The sequence below is a fragment of the Mycolicibacter longobardus genome, from assembly GCF_002102265.1.
Classification (GTDB): Bacteria; Actinomycetota; Actinomycetes; order Mycobacteriales; family Mycobacteriaceae; genus Mycobacterium; species Mycobacterium longobardum.
Genome location: NZ_LQPG01000018.1, coordinates 134073 through 148392, shown reverse-complemented (window position 1 = coordinate 148392; position 14320 = coordinate 134073). Strand labels below are relative to the sequence as shown.

General features: G+C 67.8%; 12 protein-coding genes. 4 read left to right on the top strand and 8 right to left on the bottom strand.

Features of this window, described 5'->3' with window-relative positions; all coding sequences use genetic code 11:
- Nucleotides 1-56: 56 nt before the first annotated feature.
- The 4 genes from AWC16_RS10540 to AWC16_RS10525 are packed head-to-tail and all read right to left on the bottom strand — an operon-like array spanning nucleotide 57 to nucleotide 4901.
- Nucleotides 57-1400: a DUF2254 domain-containing protein gene (locus tag AWC16_RS10540; protein WP_085264682.1), complete on the bottom strand. Its 1344-nt coding sequence runs from the start codon at nucleotides 1398-1400 to the stop codon at nucleotides 57-59.
- Nucleotides 1400-1888, bottom strand: coding sequence for a glutathione peroxidase (locus AWC16_RS10535; RefSeq protein WP_085264681.1), 489 nt, complete (start codon nucleotides 1886-1888; stop codon nucleotides 1400-1402). The genes AWC16_RS10540 and AWC16_RS10535 overlap by 1 nt, the downstream gene beginning before the upstream one ends.
- The gene (locus AWC16_RS10530) at nucleotides 1885-4008 is read right to left on the bottom strand and encodes a S9 family peptidase (RefSeq protein ID WP_085264680.1); all 2124 of its coding nucleotides are present in this window, start codon (nucleotides 4006-4008) and stop codon (nucleotides 1885-1887) included. Before AWC16_RS10530 ends, AWC16_RS10535 begins: the two co-directional genes overlap by 4 nt.
- Nucleotides 4005-4901: a phosphoribosylaminoimidazolesuccinocarboxamide synthase gene (locus AWC16_RS10525; RefSeq protein WP_085264679.1), complete on the bottom strand. Its 897-nt coding sequence runs from the start codon at nucleotides 4899-4901 to the stop codon at nucleotides 4005-4007. Before AWC16_RS10525 ends, AWC16_RS10530 begins: the two co-directional genes overlap by 4 nt.
- A 137-nt stretch (nucleotides 4902-5038) precedes the next feature.
- On the opposite strand from AWC16_RS10525, the gene AWC16_RS10520 reads away from it, so the two are divergent.
- From AWC16_RS10520 to AWC16_RS10510, 3 genes are all read left to right on the top strand, one after another.
- Nucleotides 5039-7186 (top strand): cellulase family glycosylhydrolase, encoded by a 2148-nt coding sequence (locus AWC16_RS10520; RefSeq protein ID WP_085264752.1) that lies wholly within the window; start codon nucleotides 5039-5041, stop codon nucleotides 7184-7186.
- A 25-nt stretch (nucleotides 7187-7211) separates the two neighbouring features.
- Nucleotides 7212-7847 (top strand): hypothetical protein, encoded by a 636-nt coding sequence (locus AWC16_RS10515; protein WP_085264678.1) that lies wholly within the window; start codon nucleotides 7212-7214, stop codon nucleotides 7845-7847.
- 61 nt (nucleotides 7848-7908) lie between these two features.
- Nucleotides 7909-8766, top strand: coding sequence for a type IV toxin-antitoxin system AbiEi family antitoxin domain-containing protein (locus AWC16_RS10510; protein WP_085264677.1), 858 nt, complete (start codon nucleotides 7909-7911; stop codon nucleotides 8764-8766).
- A gap of 41 nt (nucleotides 8767-8807) precedes the next feature.
- On the opposite strand, the gene AWC16_RS10505 is transcribed toward AWC16_RS10510, so the two are convergent.
- The 3 genes from AWC16_RS10505 to AWC16_RS10495 are packed head-to-tail and all read right to left on the bottom strand — an operon-like array spanning nucleotide 8808 to nucleotide 11948.
- Complete coding sequence (locus tag AWC16_RS10505) at nucleotides 8808-10031, bottom strand: cytochrome P450 (RefSeq protein ID WP_085264676.1); 1224 nt, start codon at nucleotides 10029-10031, stop codon at nucleotides 8808-8810.
- 5 nt (nucleotides 10032-10036) lie between these two features.
- A complete protein-coding gene (gene purB / locus AWC16_RS10500) occupies nucleotides 10037-11455 on the bottom strand; it encodes an adenylosuccinate lyase (protein ID WP_085264675.1) in 1419 nt (472 codons plus the stop codon).
- Nucleotides 11456-11492: 37 nt separating this feature from the next.
- Nucleotides 11493-11948: a hypothetical protein gene (locus AWC16_RS10495; RefSeq protein ID WP_085264674.1), complete on the bottom strand. Its 456-nt coding sequence runs from the start codon at nucleotides 11946-11948 to the stop codon at nucleotides 11493-11495.
- A gap of 260 nt (nucleotides 11949-12208) precedes the next feature.
- Between AWC16_RS10495 and AWC16_RS10490 the strand changes: the two genes are divergently transcribed.
- Nucleotides 12209-12883 carry a TetR/AcrR family transcriptional regulator gene (locus tag AWC16_RS10490; RefSeq protein ID WP_085264673.1) on the top strand — a complete coding sequence of 225 codons (675 nt, stop codon included), beginning with the start codon at nucleotides 12209-12211 and terminating at the stop codon, nucleotides 12881-12883.
- 6 nt (nucleotides 12884-12889) lie between these two features.
- Here AWC16_RS10490 and pntB read toward each other — a convergent pair whose 3' ends face one another.
- A complete protein-coding gene (pntB, locus tag AWC16_RS10485) occupies nucleotides 12890-14311 on the bottom strand; it encodes a Re/Si-specific NAD(P)(+) transhydrogenase subunit beta (protein WP_085264672.1) in 1422 nt (473 codons plus the stop codon).
- Nucleotides 14312-14320 lie beyond the last annotated feature (9 nt).

The following is a 14320-nucleotide window of genomic DNA, read 5'->3' as shown; positions in this document are numbered from 1 at the left end:
CAGTGTGACCAGCGCAGGTGTCCGGCCGGTGACATCGAGGAAGACGTCAGATAGCACTACGGGGTCGCCCGACGGCGGCTGTGGTCGGCCGGATCGACGGTGTCGGCGGCGATCGCCTTGAGCCGGGCCAGATCACGCGGGTGCAGACCCGGCGTCGTCTCCAGCGATTCCAGCAGCAGGTCGGTCTGTTCCCGCAGTGCGGGCAGGAGTTCGGGCCGGCCCGACTCCTTGGCGTGGGCGATCAGCATGCGGAGCACCCGCAGGATGGTCGCGGCCACCAGGGGCTGACCGGGCGCGGCCTGACGAAGCTGGTCGAAGCCGTGCGCGATGTACTCTTTGGGATCGAGATCCCAGGGGCGCAACAGTATTCGGCCGTCTGGGCCGGCCACCGCCCTGGCCCGCGGTGGCACCGACAGCACCCGCCGCAGCAGGCTGCCGACCCGCAGCGTCGCCTCCACCGCGGTGGTCGGGTCGTTGATCGCCGAGCTGAGGGCACGCAGCCCGATGTCGACCAGCTGCCGGAAGGCGAAGTCGACGTCCTCCTGCATGGTGCGGCTGTCACTGACGACGACGGCCCGGGGCAGCTTGTGCCGCACCCGATCCGGGTCGTCGGGCACCGGCCAGATGGTCACCAGCGGCTGGCCCAGATGGATGTAGGCGCCGACCCGGGTGTCCAACCGGATCGTGGTGCCGGGTGGAATCGCGGCCAGCAGCCGCGCGGTGTCGACCTGACTGACCCAGCCGTTGCCGGGCGAGGTCAGTCGCAACGCCCCCGGTGGCACTTCCATATCCACGTCGTGGGCCGATCGCTCGTGGGCCGCGGCCGAAGCGACGGCGTCGATCACCGTCGAGCCCTCCGCCGCGATCTCCCGCACCACCTGTCCGACCTCCAGGCGGTGGGCCAGGTGGTCGACGTGGGCGATGATCGTGATGACGGTGGCGATCGTCAGCACGATCGCGGCCGTCACCGTCACCGGCGGCGCGGGCAGCGGCGAGGATCCCTCCAGATCGGGCAGGCTCAGCACGCAGTACACGAACGTCGCGACCAGCAGGCCGATGACGACCTGGCTGAGCCGGTCCCGGATGAACCATCGCATCACCCGCGGGGACAACTGCGAGCTCGCCAGCTGCAGGCTCACGATGGTCAGCGAGAAGATGACCCCCGCGGTGGTGATCGTCGCACCGGCGATGGTGCTCAGCAGCGTGGTGGCAACCCCGCTGTCCATCTTCAGCAGGTAGCGCGGCGACGGGCCGATCTTGTGGTCCACCACCCGCGTGATGACGGCCAGTGCCATGCCGGCGACCACGATCACCAGCGGCAGCGCGAACAGGCTCTCCCGGAACCGGTAGGCCAGCGCCGCCGCCCGCACACCGGGGAAGCGTTCCGACCGGGTATGCATCAGCCGGGCAGGACGGCCTCGATGGCGGCGATCACCTCGGGTGCATCCGGCACCGTGGTGGGACGGAATCGGTTGACCACGGCGCCGCCCGGGGCCAGCAGGAACTTCTCGAAATTCCACTGCACGTCACCGGCGGCGCCGTCGGCGTCGGCGGTCTTGGTCAACTCCGCAAACAGCGGGTGCCGGTCCTCGCCGTTGACGTCGGTCTTGGCCAGCAGCGGAAAAGTCACGCCGTAGGTGGTGGAGCAGAAGGTCTGGATCTCCTCGGCGGTGCCGGGTTCCTGGCCCATGAACTGGTTGCAGGGCACACCGAGCACGGTCAGGCCGCGATCGGCGTAGTCCTGGGCGAGTTTCTCCAGCGCGCCGTATTGCGGGGTGAGTCCGCATTTGGACGCGACGTTGACGACCAGGACCGCGCGGTCGGCGTAGTCGGCCAGCGAGGTGGGTCGACCGTCAAGGGTGGTCAGCGGGATATCGGCGAGGCTCATGGCCGCGACGTTACCCCAGCCGTCTCCAGCAGCCAGGCATAGGAGAAGGCGATCTCCTTCCAGCGTTCGTAACGCCCGGAGATACCGCCGTGGCCGGCGTTCATCTCGGTCTTCAGCAGCACGTGGTTGAGGTCGGTCTTGATGTGCCGCAGTGCCGCGACCCACTTCGCCGGTTCGACGTAGTAGACCCGGGTGTCGTGCAGTGAGGTCATCGCCAGGATCGGCGGGTACTCCCGGCGGGTGACGTTCTCATACGGCGAGTAGGACTTCATATAGAAGTAGACGTCCTTGTCGTCCAACGGGTTTCCCCACTCGTCCCACTCGGTGACGGTCAGCGGCAGTGACGGATCCAAAATGGTGGTCAACGGGTCGACGAACGGGACCTGCGCCACCACCCCGGCGAACAGCTCCGGCGCCAGGTTGGTCACCGCGCCCATCAGCAGCCCGCCCGCGCTGCCGCCCATCGCCACCAGGTGCCCGGGCTTGCAGACGCCCGCGTCGATCAGGTGCCGTCCCACCGCGACGAAGTCGGTGAAACTGTTCTTCTTCTCCAGCAGCTTGCCACGCTCGTACCACAGTCGGCCCAGCTCACCGCCGCCGCGAACGTGCGCCACGGCGAACACCATGCCCCGATCCAGCAGCGAAAGCCGCGCGATCGAGAACTGCGGGTCCTCGCACATCTCGTAGGCACCGTAGCCGTAAAGCAGTGTGGGAGCCGGTAGTTCGATGCCGGCGCGGTGCACGATCGACACCGGGACGCGGGTGCCGTCTTCGGCGTAGGCCCAGTCGCGGTATTCGACGTAGTCGGTGCGGCGGTAGTCACCGAGCACCGGCTGTTCCCGCAGCAGGGTTCGTTCACCGGTCGCTAGGTCGATGTCGTAGATGCGCACCGGGGTGATGAACGAGGTCGCCCCCACCCGCAGTTTCGGGGAATCCCAGTTCGGGTTGGCCGCCAGGCCCGACGACGTCAGCTCGGTGTCGAACGTGATCTCCTGCGGCGGTTCGTAATCGCCGCACGTGCTGATCGGCCACAGCTGAATGCGGGGCAGCCCTTCGGCGCGGTACCCGACAACCAGGTGGTGCGCGAAGGCGTCCACCTCATCGAGCCGCACGTCATCTCGTCCGGCGATCAGGGTCTGCTGCGCGGACGGGTCGTTCACCGGGGCTTGCACCAGGGTGAAGTTGACCGCGCCGTCATTGTGCAGCATGAGGAATCGATCCTCGCCACCGACGACGGCGTGCTCCACCGAGTACTCGATTCCTTCGCGACGGGGCAACACCACGGTGAAATCGGCCCGCGGGTCGGCCGCGTCGGCGTAGCGCACTTCGGAGGTGATGGACGAGCCGGCCGCGATCAGCACATAGGAATCGCTGCGGGTGCGCCCCACCGACAGCCAGAACCGCTCGTCGCCCTCGTGGTAGACCTGCTCCGCGGGCTGATCTGCCCCGATCCGGTAACGCCACACGGTGTCCGGACGCCAGGCGTCGTCGACGGTCACGTAGTAGACGGTGCGGTTGTCTGTCGCCCAGGTAACCCCGGCGCCGATCCCGGCGATCTCGTCGGGAAGCAGTTCACCGGTGGATAAGTCCTTGAACCGCAGCGTGTACCGCTCATCTCCGACTACGTCGACGGAGTAGGCCAAGATGTTGGCGTCCGGGCTGACGCCGGCGGCGCCGAGCGCGAAGAAGTCGTGGCCTTCGGCCTCGGCGTTCTGGTCCAGCAGTATCTGCTCGCCGGGAATCTCGATGTTCTCATCGAGCTGGGGCGGGGTCCAATCGTCGGGATTGCTGACCGGGCAACGGCACTGGACGCCGTACTGCTTGCCCTCGAAAGTGCGCGCGTAGTACCACCAGTCGCCCCGGCGCGCGGGAACCGACAGATCGGTCTCCTTGGTGCGGGCCTTGATCTCGTCAAAAATATTCTGCCGCAATGGTTCCAGGTGAGCGGTGGCGGATTCGGTATAGGTGTTCTCGGCTTCCAGGTGGGCGATCACCTCGGGATCGGATTTGTCGCGCAGCCATTCATAGGAGTCGACGAAGACATCCCCGTGGTGGGTGCGGGTGCTGTCTACCCGCTTGGCCGACGGCGGGTTCGGAAGCGCCTGTGACACGTCGGTCATGCCCCGGGGCCGACCCAGTCGTCGAAGGACAATCCTGAAATACGTTCGTATGCTTCAACGTAGCGGGCGCGAGTCGCGTCGATGATGTCGTCCGGCAGCGCCGGGGGCGGCTGGGTTCCGGCCCGGTCCCAGCCGGATTCCGGACCGGTGAGCCAGTTGCGCACGAACTGCTTGTCGAAGCTCTCCTGCACCTCCCCGGCCCGGTAGTGATCGGCCGGCCAGTACCGGGACGAGTCGGGGGTGAACACCTCGTCGGCCAGCACCAGGTTGTCGTGTTCGTCGACACCGAACTCGAACTTGGTGTCGGCGATGATGATTCCCTTGGTCAGCGCGTGATCGGCCGCCTGCACATAAGTCTGCAGGGTGCGGTCACGCAGCTGACCGGCCCGCACCGGCCCGACCAGATCGATCACCTGCGCGAACGAGATGTTCTCGTCGTGTTCGCCGATCTCGGCCTTGGTGGCCGGGGTGAACAGCGGGTTGGCGAACTTGCTTGCCTCCACCAGACCCGGCGGCAGCGTGATGCCGCACACGGCGCCACTGCGCTGGTAGTCCAGCAGGCCAGAACCGGTCAGGTAGCCGCGCGCCACGCACTCGATCGGCATCATCTTGAGCTGACGCACCACCAGCGCGCGGCCCAGGACCTCGTCGGGGATCCGCGGGTCGTCGGGCGGGCCGGCCAGGTGGTTGGGGGCCTCGACGAGGTCGAAGAAGAAGACGCTCATCGCGGTCAGGATGCGGCCCTTGTCCGGGATCTCGCTGTCCAGGATGTAGTCGAAGGCCGAGATCCGGTCGGTCGCAACGAACAGCAGGTGTCGGTCGTCGATCCGATACAGTTCGCGGACTTTGCCGCTAGCCAGGTGCTGGTAATCAGAGAGCGCGGGACGCGGCATTGCGTCAGCCTAATGGGGCCGGACAACCGGCCCGACTTCAGCACGGTGAGCCACATATCGCATACAGTCAATTATCATGCTTCTCACATTGAGCGCATATCTGCGACCGGGCCGAGAGCATGAGGGAGCACCCGCCGATGACCCACGAACGCACCACCCTTGCGACTCCGCACCGGCTGCGCGCCCACACCCGACTGGCCGGTGCAGCCGTGGTAGCCGGGATGTCGCTCGGACTCGGACTGTCACCGATGAGCGCCCCGGCCGCCCGCGCCGAGGTCATCGAGGATGTTTTCGATCAGCTCCTGGCCGGGATCGCCGCAGATTGGGGCGACCCGTTTGCGGCACCCACAACCACCTTCGACCTCACCGACTGGTTCCAACAATCGATCTACCTGCCGGTTCACAACGGACTCGAGCAGTGGCTGGATACCCAGGCCGGCCAGCAGGTGGCCGAGTTCCTCAACGGGTTCGGCTCGTATGTGATCGGTGACGGCGCCGCGGGCACCGAGGAGGACCCGAACGGCGGCGCGGCCGGTTGGCTGTTCGGCAATGGCGGCGCCGGCTGGGACAGCGACCAGCCCGGGGTCGCCGGCGGCGCCGGTGGCGCGGCAGGACTCTTCGGCAACGGCGGGGCCGGCGGCGCGGGCGGCGCCGATGCACACGGTGGCGCCGGCGGGGTCGGCGGCTGGCTGCTGGGCAACGGCGGCTCCGGCGGCAGCGGCGGCAGCGGCGGTGACGGCGGTGACGGCGGCAACGGCATCGGGCTGTTCGCGGCCGGCGGCCGCGGCGGTGACGCCGGTGACGGCGACAGCATTCGATCGGTGGCCGGCCACCCGCTGCCGGCCCTGGGCGGCGCCGGCGGCAATCCCGGGATACTGGGCACCCATGGCGCGGTCGGCGCCTTCGGCACCCTGGCCGGCGGTCCGCCGACCGGCAGCGGCGCCTTCAGCACCGCCGGGACCTGGCTCACCGACGCCGATGGCCGGGTGCTGATCCTGCACGGCGTCAACCAGGTCAACAAGGGTGCGCCCTTCACCCCCGAGGCCAACCACTTCAACGCAGAGCACGCGGCGTACCTGGCCGCCAACGGCGTCAACGCGGTGCGGGTCGGGATCATCTGGGCCGGGGTCGAGCCCAACCCCGGCGAGATCGACTATGGGTACCTGGCGTCGATCAAAGCCACCGTGGACCTGCTCGCCGAGCACGGCATCGTCAGCATCCTCGACATGCACCAGGATCTCTACAGCGACACCATCACCGGCATCGGTGACGGGGCGCCGGAGTGGGCGGTGCAGACCGGTGATGCGATCAACATCAACTTCGGCTGGCCGTGGAACTACCCGCTCAACGCCGCGGTGAACCACGCCTGGGATGCGTTCTGGTCCAACTCCGCAGGCCCCACCGGCATCGGCCTGCAGAACCATTACGCCGCGATGTTCCAAGCCGTCGCCGGCTACTTCAACGGCCACTCCCACGTCGCCGGCTACGAGATCATGAACGAGCCCTGGCCGGGCTCAGGCTATCTGTCGACCGCGTTGGGCAACCCGTTCTTCGACACTCAACAGCTGTCGCCGTTCTACGAACAGGTGACCGCGGCGATCCGGTCGGTCGACCCGACCACCCCGATACTCTTCGAACCCAACACCCTGTTCGGCAACTTGCCGGTGCCCACCCACGTGACCCCGCCGGACGACGACAACCTCATCTTCGCGTTCCACAGCTACTGCCCGTGGTTCGAGGTTCTGGGCAGCGACATCGGTTGCTCGGCCTACGAGGGCTTCATCATGGATCAGGCCGCCGCCTACACCCAGACCCACGGCCTGCCGGGGATGCTCACCGAGTTCGGCAACACCACCGTTCCCGGCGTCATCAGCAACGCGACCGACGCCGCCGACCGGCATGGATTCGGTTGGCTGTTCTGGGATTACAACAACGTGCTGATCGGTGACATGGCGCAGTCGCCAGCCGGTGACAACGTGGCGACCGACGCGGTGCTCACGCTGGCCGCACCCTACCCGCAGGCGGTGGCCGGCGTCCCGGGCAACTGGTCGTTCACCGACGGCACCTTCGCGTTCAGCTACTCCACCGCGATGGCCGACGGCTCCGGTCAGTTCGCCGCCGGCGCGCACACCGAGATCTCGGTGCCGACCAGCATCTACCCGGACGGTTACCAGGTCGAGGTCACCGGCGGAAATGTCGTCTCGGCGGCGAACGCCCCGGTGCTGGTGATCGCCTCCGACGGCGGCGCCAACACGGTCACGGTGAAGGTGACACCCAATAACTGATGCCCGGTGTGTTGGGATCGGACTCATGACTTCACGGTTGCTGCCCTATGCCACCTCCCCCGGCCGACTACTGGCCCAACTGTTCAGCGACCTCGTCGTCGCGGTGTGGACCTCCCTGTGGGTGCTGGTCGCGCTGGCGGTGCACGGGGCGGTCACCACGATCGCCGGGGTCGGGCAGCAGTTCGAGCGGGGCGCCAACGGAGTGGCCGACAGCCTGGCCTCGGCCGGGCAGAGCGCGAGCCACATCCCGCTGGTGGGCGATGCGGTGAGCAAGCCGCTCACCGCGGCCGGCGAGGCGGCGGTCGACATCGCCGGGGCCGGCCACAACCTGAATACCACCGCCGGTTGGCTGGCCTACGTTCTCGCGGTGGCGGTCGCGGCGCCGCCGATCCTGGCGGTGGCGATGCCGTGGCTGGCCCTGCGGCTGCGGTTCTTCCTGCGTAAGAGAGCCGTGCTGACGCTGGCCGCAACCCCGGCCGGTGAGCAGTTGCTGGCGCTGCGTGCACTGACCAACCGGCCGTTGGGCAAGCTGACCGCGGTCAGCCCCGACCCGGTTGGGGCCTGGCGGCATGCCGACCGCGCCGTGATCGGGGGCCTGGCCGCGCTCGAGCTGCATTCCGCGGGGCTGGCTCGCCGATTTCGGCGCGATCCTGCCCGCTGAGCGGGAAGAACCGCGCCGAGATCGCTGGGAACGGGTGCGGACCCCGTGACGTCCGACTCGTATGGACAACTATCTACGGCGCCACGACGGTGTCATCACCCGTTTGCAGGCCTTGGAGTGCGGCCTGTCCAGCTCCGCCATAGGACGGCGGCTTCGATCCGGGCGTTGGCGGCGCTGCGGTCCCGGCGTCTACTTTGCCGACGATCGCCCATTCACCACGGCCGCGCGCATCCGCGCGGCGGTTTGGAGCTACGGATCTGCCGCCGTGGCCAGCGGATTGGCCGCGGCCTGGTGGCACCAGCTGACCACCTCCGCCCCGAATCTGATCGAGGTCACCGTGCCCCGCGATTCGCATGGCCGTCCTCATCGCGGCACCCGGGTCAGGCGCCGGGACCTATACCCGAAGGATGTGGTCGAACGCAGGGGACTGCTGGTCACCGGGCTCGCGTTGACGACTCTTGAAGCCGCGGCCCGTCGCGATGGCGGGCCGAAGGTGATGGATACCGCGCTGCAGCGCCATACCGAACTGCCACACCTATGGCATGCCCACCTGCGCAACTCCGGCCGGTACGGATCACCGGCGGCCCGCCGGATGCTGCAGGCGGCGGAAAGCGGTGCGCGTTCGCAGGCCGAGCGGATTCTGGTACGGCTGTTGCGCGAGGCCGGCATCACCGGATGGGTGGCGAACTATCGACTGGGCGGATTCAAAGTCGACGTCGCCTTTCCCGATATCAAGGTCGCGATCGAGACCGATGGCTGGGCGTTCCACAGCGGCCCGGACGAGTTCGAAGGTGACCGAGTGCGCCAGAACCAGATCGTGCTCCTGGGTTGGACCGTGCTCCGGTTCACCTGGCTGGACCTGACCACTACCCCGGAACGCGTCGTCGCCGAGATTCGGTGGGCGATTTCGGCGCGATAATGACCGCTGAGCGGGAAGAATCGCGCCGAAATCGAACGGAACTAGGGCTCCAACGCCACCATCATGTGCCGCATCCCGGTGTGCCGGTTGCTGCGCGTCCATTCCACCGGCGCCACCACGGCCACTTCGGCGAACCTGCTCAGCAGCTCCTCGTAGAGCACGCGCAGTTCCAGGCGGGCCAGATGGGCGCCCAGGCAGAAGTGCGCACCGTGACCGAAGCCGATGTGCGGATTGGGTTTGCGGGTGATGTCGAACTGCTCTGCCCGGTCGAAGGCCGCCGGGTCGCGGTTGGCCGAGCCCTCCCACACCAGCACCTTTTGGCCGGCCTCGATCGTCTGCCCGCCCAGCGCCGCGCGCCGGGTGGCGGTGCGCCGCTTCGACGGGGCCGGTGAGGTCCAGCGCAGGATCTCCTCGATCGCGGTGGGCAACAGACCGAAGTCGCCACGCAGCAAACGAAATTGGTCGGGGTGCTGCGCCAGCGCCAACAACCCGCCCGCGATGGCGTTGCGGGTGGTCTCCGCCCCGGCGCTGAACAGCAGCTGGAAGAACAGGTACACCTCCAGGTCGCTGAGTTCCGGGTCGGTCGAGTTGGCCACCACCGACAGCATGTCGTCGCTGGGGGCGGCGCGCTTGGCCGCGATCAGCTCCCGCCCGAAGGTGTAGACCCGGTTGCCGGCGTCCTCGATGGACAGTCGGGTCACCACCGCCGCGCGTGAACCGCGGAAGTCGAAGCTGGGCTCGATCGCCTCGAACAACCAGTGCCGGTCGGCCTCGGGAACACCCAGCAGGATGCAGATCATCTGCATCGGAACCTCGGCGGCGATGTCGACCAGGAAGTCGAAAGGCACGCCCGGCTCGACGGCATCCAGCAGCGCCCGCGCCCGGCGTCGCAGATCTTCTTCGACGCGGCGGATCATCCGTGGGGTCAGCCCGGAGCTGACCAGCCGGCGGACCTGCGCGTGCCGCGGGTCGTCCATCATGTTCAGCAGTTGGCCCGCGATCGGCAGGTCCTGCAGCACCGTGCCGCCGAACGGCCGGGAACCGCCGGTCACCGACGAATAGGTCTCGGCGTCGCGCAGCACCTCGAGGGTTTCGGCGTGGGTGGCCACCGACCAGAAACCTTGCGCGTCCGGGGTGTGCGCGGTGGGCTCGTGCCAGAACACCGGGGCGACACGGCGGTGCAGCTCGAACAGCTCGTGCGGGAAGCCGTCGGCGAAGTTGTCCAGATCGGTGAAGTCGATGCGCGCGAGCTCCTGGACATCCATGACGGCTACAGGATCGCGCCCGGGGTGTAGGCGGCCGCGGACGGGTACCGCTCGACGAGTTCGGCCACCTCCGCCGCGACCTGGTCGACCTGGTCGGCGGCCGCGCCGGTGAACGCCTGCCGGTCGGCGAGGGCCGCGTCCAGTGCGGCCCGGTCCAGCGGCAGCCGTTCGTCGGCGGCCAACCGGTCCAGCAGGTCGGGCTCGGCGCCGCGCTCCCGCATCGCCAGTGCGACGGCCACCGCGTGCTCCTTGATCACTTCGTGGGCGGCTTCGCGACCGACCCCGGCGCGCACCGCGGCGATCAGCACCTTGGTGGTGGCCAGGAAAGGCAGGTAACGGTCCAGTTCCCGGGTGATCACCGCCGGGTAGGCACCGAACTCGTCGAGCACGGTCAGGAAGGTCTCGGTCTGCCCGTCGACGGCGAAGAAGGCGTCGGGCAATGCGACACGGCGCACCACCGAGCAGAACACGTCGCCCTCGTTCCACTGCGCGCCGGCCAGTTCGGCGGCCATCGACGCATAGCCACGCAGCACCACCTGCAGGCCGTTGACGCGCTCGCAGCTGCGGGTGTTCATCTTGTGCGGCATCGCCGACGAGCCCACCTGGCCGGGCGCGAAGCCCTCGGTGACCAGTTCGTGGCCGGCCATCAGCCTGATGGTGTGGGCCAGCGACGACGGTCCGGCCCCGAGTTGTACCAGCGCGGAGACGACGTCGTGGTCCAGCGACCGGGGGTAGACCTGCCCGACGCTGGCCAGCACGGCGTCGAACCCCAGAAAATCTGCGATGCGGCGCTCCAGCTGCGCCAGTTTGGCGGTGTCCCCGTCGAACAGGTCCAGCATGTCCTGGGCGGTGCCCATCGGCCCCTTGATCCCGCGCAGCGGGTAGCGGTCGATCAGCTCGCGCACCCGGCTCAGCGCGAGCAGGGTCTCCTCGGCGGCCGAGGCAAACCGCTTGCCCAGCGTGGTGGCCTGCGCGGCGACGTTGTGGCTGCGCCCGGCCATCACCAGCTCGCGGTAGGCCAGCGCGTGCTTGACCAGCCGGGCCGCCACCGCGACGCCGTGATCGTGAACCAGCTGCAGGGACTGGCGGATCTGCATCTGCTCGACGTTCTCGGTCAGGTCCCGGCTGGTCATGCCCTTGTGGATGTGCTCGTGACCGGCCAGCGCATTGAATTCCTCGATGCGCGCCTTGACGTCGTGGCGGGTCACCCGTTCCCGGTCGGCGATTGACGCCAGGTCGACGTCCTCGATCACGGCCTCGTAGTCGGCGATCGCCTGTTCGGGTACCGGCACGCCCAGTTCGGACTGGGCACGCAGCACCGCCAGCCACAATCGGCGTTCGGCGATGATCTTGGCCCGCGGCGACCAGATGTCGGTCATCGCGGTGCTGGCGTAGCGGGCGGCCAGCACATTGGGGATGCTCACGAGCAGCTAGCTTACGGTCGCCGGACAGATCGATTCGTCAGCGGGGAATGTGAGGTGGCGCCGGCGCCGGCGCAGCGATGGGGCCACGTCCTTCGCACAGCGATACCGCGGCATCGATGAGGTACTCCGTGAGGATCTCGACGGTCTGTCGATAGGGCAGTGTTTCGCAGATGAAGGCGGGGTTGACGCGGGTTGCGCGGCACATCAGGTCGTAACATCGCGGCGCGAACTGCACGCGTTGGATCGTCACGTGGTCGACTCGATTGATGAGCGGGTAGGGGTTGCGGGTGTAGCGAATGCACGCTCCGGCTCGGTCGATTCCGTAGCCGGTCAGCGCTGTATCGCCCGGGTCGATGGTGATCGGCCAGAACGGCGGCGCGATTTCGAAGGAGCGCTGGATCTCCTGTCGCGGCCCGGTCGGTACGTGTCGAGTGACGGACCGAATCCGGCAATGGGTGGCGATGTCGTACGGGCGCACCCGGTTATGGCGCATCAGCTCGATGAAAACTTCGACCGCGATGCGCGCGGCCGGCGACCGCTCGTCGTGAGCCGGTAGCCGGTGCAGGGAGACCTCGTCGTGGGCTATGACTGGAGGCTCCGATCCGCACCGCGGGCGCCAGTGAATGCGATCAGTAGCAACGCGAAACGCCCGTTTGCATACCTAGTCGTCAACACAGATTCTCCACCTGTCTACAAAAGCGGACAGTCCTGTAGTCTGCCACAGACTTGGGGTCGGTGACTAGGCTTTGGCCGATGGGTAACGGCAGGCCGACGCGGCGGGACATGCACGCGGAGCTCACGCGTACGGCGGTGCTCGACGCGGCCCGGGCCCTTTTCGTCGCCAAGGGGTTCGACGCGACGTCGGTCGATGAGATCGCTCAGGCGTCACAGTCCAGCAAGGGCGCCGTCTACCATCACTTCCGCGACAAGCAGGAGATCTTCGCCGAGGTCTTCCGATCCAGCCAGAGCGACATCATGCGAGCGGTGCTCCCCAGCGCCCTGGAGTCCATGCCCGACGACGCCAGCCCGTGGGAGCAGGCGTTGCTCGCGATCAGCGCGGTGCTGCGCTGTTATGTCGAGAACCACGATGCACGAGTGCTGCTGCGTGAGTCGGCCAGCGCCTTGGGATGGGACCGCAAGCAGACCGTCGACGAGGAAATGGCACTGCCGTTGCTCCGCGCCGTCCTGAGCGAGCTGATCGACGCCGGCGAAGTGGTGCCGGTGCCGGTGGGCGTGACCGCCGAGTTGCTCTACGCCCTGCTCAGCAAGACCGGGCCGATCATCGCCGCCGCCGAGGATCCGGCACACGCGGTCAGCGAGATCGAGCCGGTCCTGTTCAGCCTGTTGAACGGCCTGCATCGCGACCCGCCGCCGTCAACGGGCCAAACCCGGCGATTGGGTTTCGCCCGATCACAAACACCCGAGTGAGGCGCCTTACAGCGCGTGCAGGATGTCCTCGACCCGGTCCTTGGCGTCGCCGAACAGCATGGCGGAGTTCTGCCGGAAGAACAGCGGATTCTGCACGCCGGCGTAACCGGATGCCATGGAGCGCTTGAAGACGATCACGTTGTCGGCGTCCCACACGGTCAGCACCGGCATACCCGCGATGGGGCTGGACGGGTCTTCGGCAGCGGCCGGATTGACCGTGTCGTTGGCGCCGATCACCAGGACGACTGACGTGTCGTCGAAGTCGTCGTTGATCTCGTCCATCTCCAGCACGATGTCGTAGGGCACCTTGGCCTCGGCCAGCAACACGTTCATGTGGCCGGGTAGCCGGCCGGCGACCGGGTGGATGCCGAAGCGCACGTTGACGCCGCGATCCCGCAGCTTGCGGGTGAGTTCGGCGACCCCGTACTGAGCTTGCGCCACGGCCATCCCGTAGCCGGGGGTGATGATCACCGAGTCGGCGCCGCCCAGCAGTTCGGCCACGCCTTCCGCGGTGATCTCGCGGTGCTCGCCGTAGTCCTTGTCGTCGGCCGGGCCGGCCTCGATTCCGAAGCCGCCGGCGATCACCGAGATGAAGGACCGGTTCATCGCCTTGCACATGATGTAGGACAGGTAGGCACCCGAGGAGCCGACCAGCGCGCCGGTGATGATCAGCAGGTCGTTGGAGAGCAGGAAGCCCGACGCCGCAGCGGCCCAGCCGGAGTAGCTGTTGAGCATCGAGACCACCACCGGCATGTCCCCGCCACCGATGGAGGCCACCAGGTGCCAGCCCAGCGCCAGCGCCAACACGGTGACCACGATCAGCAGCCACAGTTGCGGCTCGTGCACGAACCACACCGTCAGCGCGAAGAACGCGACCAGGGCGCCGATGTTGAGGAAGTTCTTGCCGGGCAGCATCAGCGGGTTGGACTTCATCCGCGCCGAGAGCTTGAGGTTGGCCACGATCGAGCCGGTGAAGGTGACCGCGCCGATGAACACCCCGATGAACACCTCGGCGGAGTGGATGCCCAACAGCCCGGAGGCGGTCAGTTCGTGGGCATCGACACCGTCCGGACGGTTCTCGACGTGCAGGTAGCCGTTCCAGCCGACCAGCACGGCGGCCAGACCTACAAAGGAATGCAGGAGTGCAATGAGCTCGGGCATGCCGGTCATTTCGACCACCTTGGCGCGCCACAGCCCGATCGCCGCGCCCACCACGGTGGCACCGATCAGCAACGCCAATCCCACGGGCTGGATCTGGTGGTGGACGGCCAGCGTGATCGTCGCCGCCAGGGCCACCGCCATCCCGAAGATGCCGAAGCTGTTGCCGGCCTTGGACGTCTCGTGCTTACTCAGCCCGGCCAGGGCCAGGATGAACAGCAGGGCCGCGACAATGTACGCCGCCGAGGCGGCGGTCTCAACAGAAAACATGACTGGGGT

Excerpts from the sequence above, each read along its gene's own strand:
- AWC16_RS10520 (WP_085264752.1), top strand. The coding sequence starts at position 5,039 with ATGACCCACGAACGCACCACCCTTGCGACTCCGCACCGGCTGCGCGCC.
- AWC16_RS10525 (WP_085264679.1), bottom strand. The coding sequence starts at position 4,901 with ATGCCGCGTCCCGCGCTCTCTGATTACCAGCACCTGGCTAGCGGCAAA.
- AWC16_RS10510 (WP_085264677.1), top strand. The coding sequence starts at position 7,909 with ATGGACAACTATCTACGGCGCCACGACGGTGTCATCACCCGTTTGCAG.
- AWC16_RS10505 (WP_085264676.1), bottom strand. The coding sequence starts at position 10,031 with ATGGATGTCCAGGAGCTCGCGCGCATCGACTTCACCGATCTGGACAAC.
- AWC16_RS10530 (WP_085264680.1), bottom strand. The coding sequence starts at position 4,008 with ATGACCGACGTGTCACAGGCGCTTCCGAACCCGCCGTCGGCCAAGCGG.
- AWC16_RS10495 (WP_085264674.1), bottom strand. The coding sequence starts at position 11,948 with ATGCGCCATAACCGGGTGCGCCCGTACGACATCGCCACCCATTGCCGG.
- AWC16_RS10490 (WP_085264673.1), top strand. The coding sequence starts at position 12,209 with ATGGGTAACGGCAGGCCGACGCGGCGGGACATGCACGCGGAGCTCACG.
- AWC16_RS10540 (WP_085264682.1), bottom strand. The coding sequence starts at position 1,400 with ATGCATACCCGGTCGGAACGCTTCCCCGGTGTGCGGGCGGCGGCGCTG.
- AWC16_RS10515 (WP_085264678.1), top strand. The coding sequence starts at position 7,212 with ATGACTTCACGGTTGCTGCCCTATGCCACCTCCCCCGGCCGACTACTG.
- AWC16_RS10535 (WP_085264681.1), bottom strand. The coding sequence starts at position 1,888 with ATGAGCCTCGCCGATATCCCGCTGACCACCCTTGACGGTCGACCCACC.
- pntB (WP_085264672.1), bottom strand. The coding sequence starts at position 14,311 with ATGTTTTCTGTTGAGACCGCCGCCTCGGCGGCGTACATTGTCGCGGCC.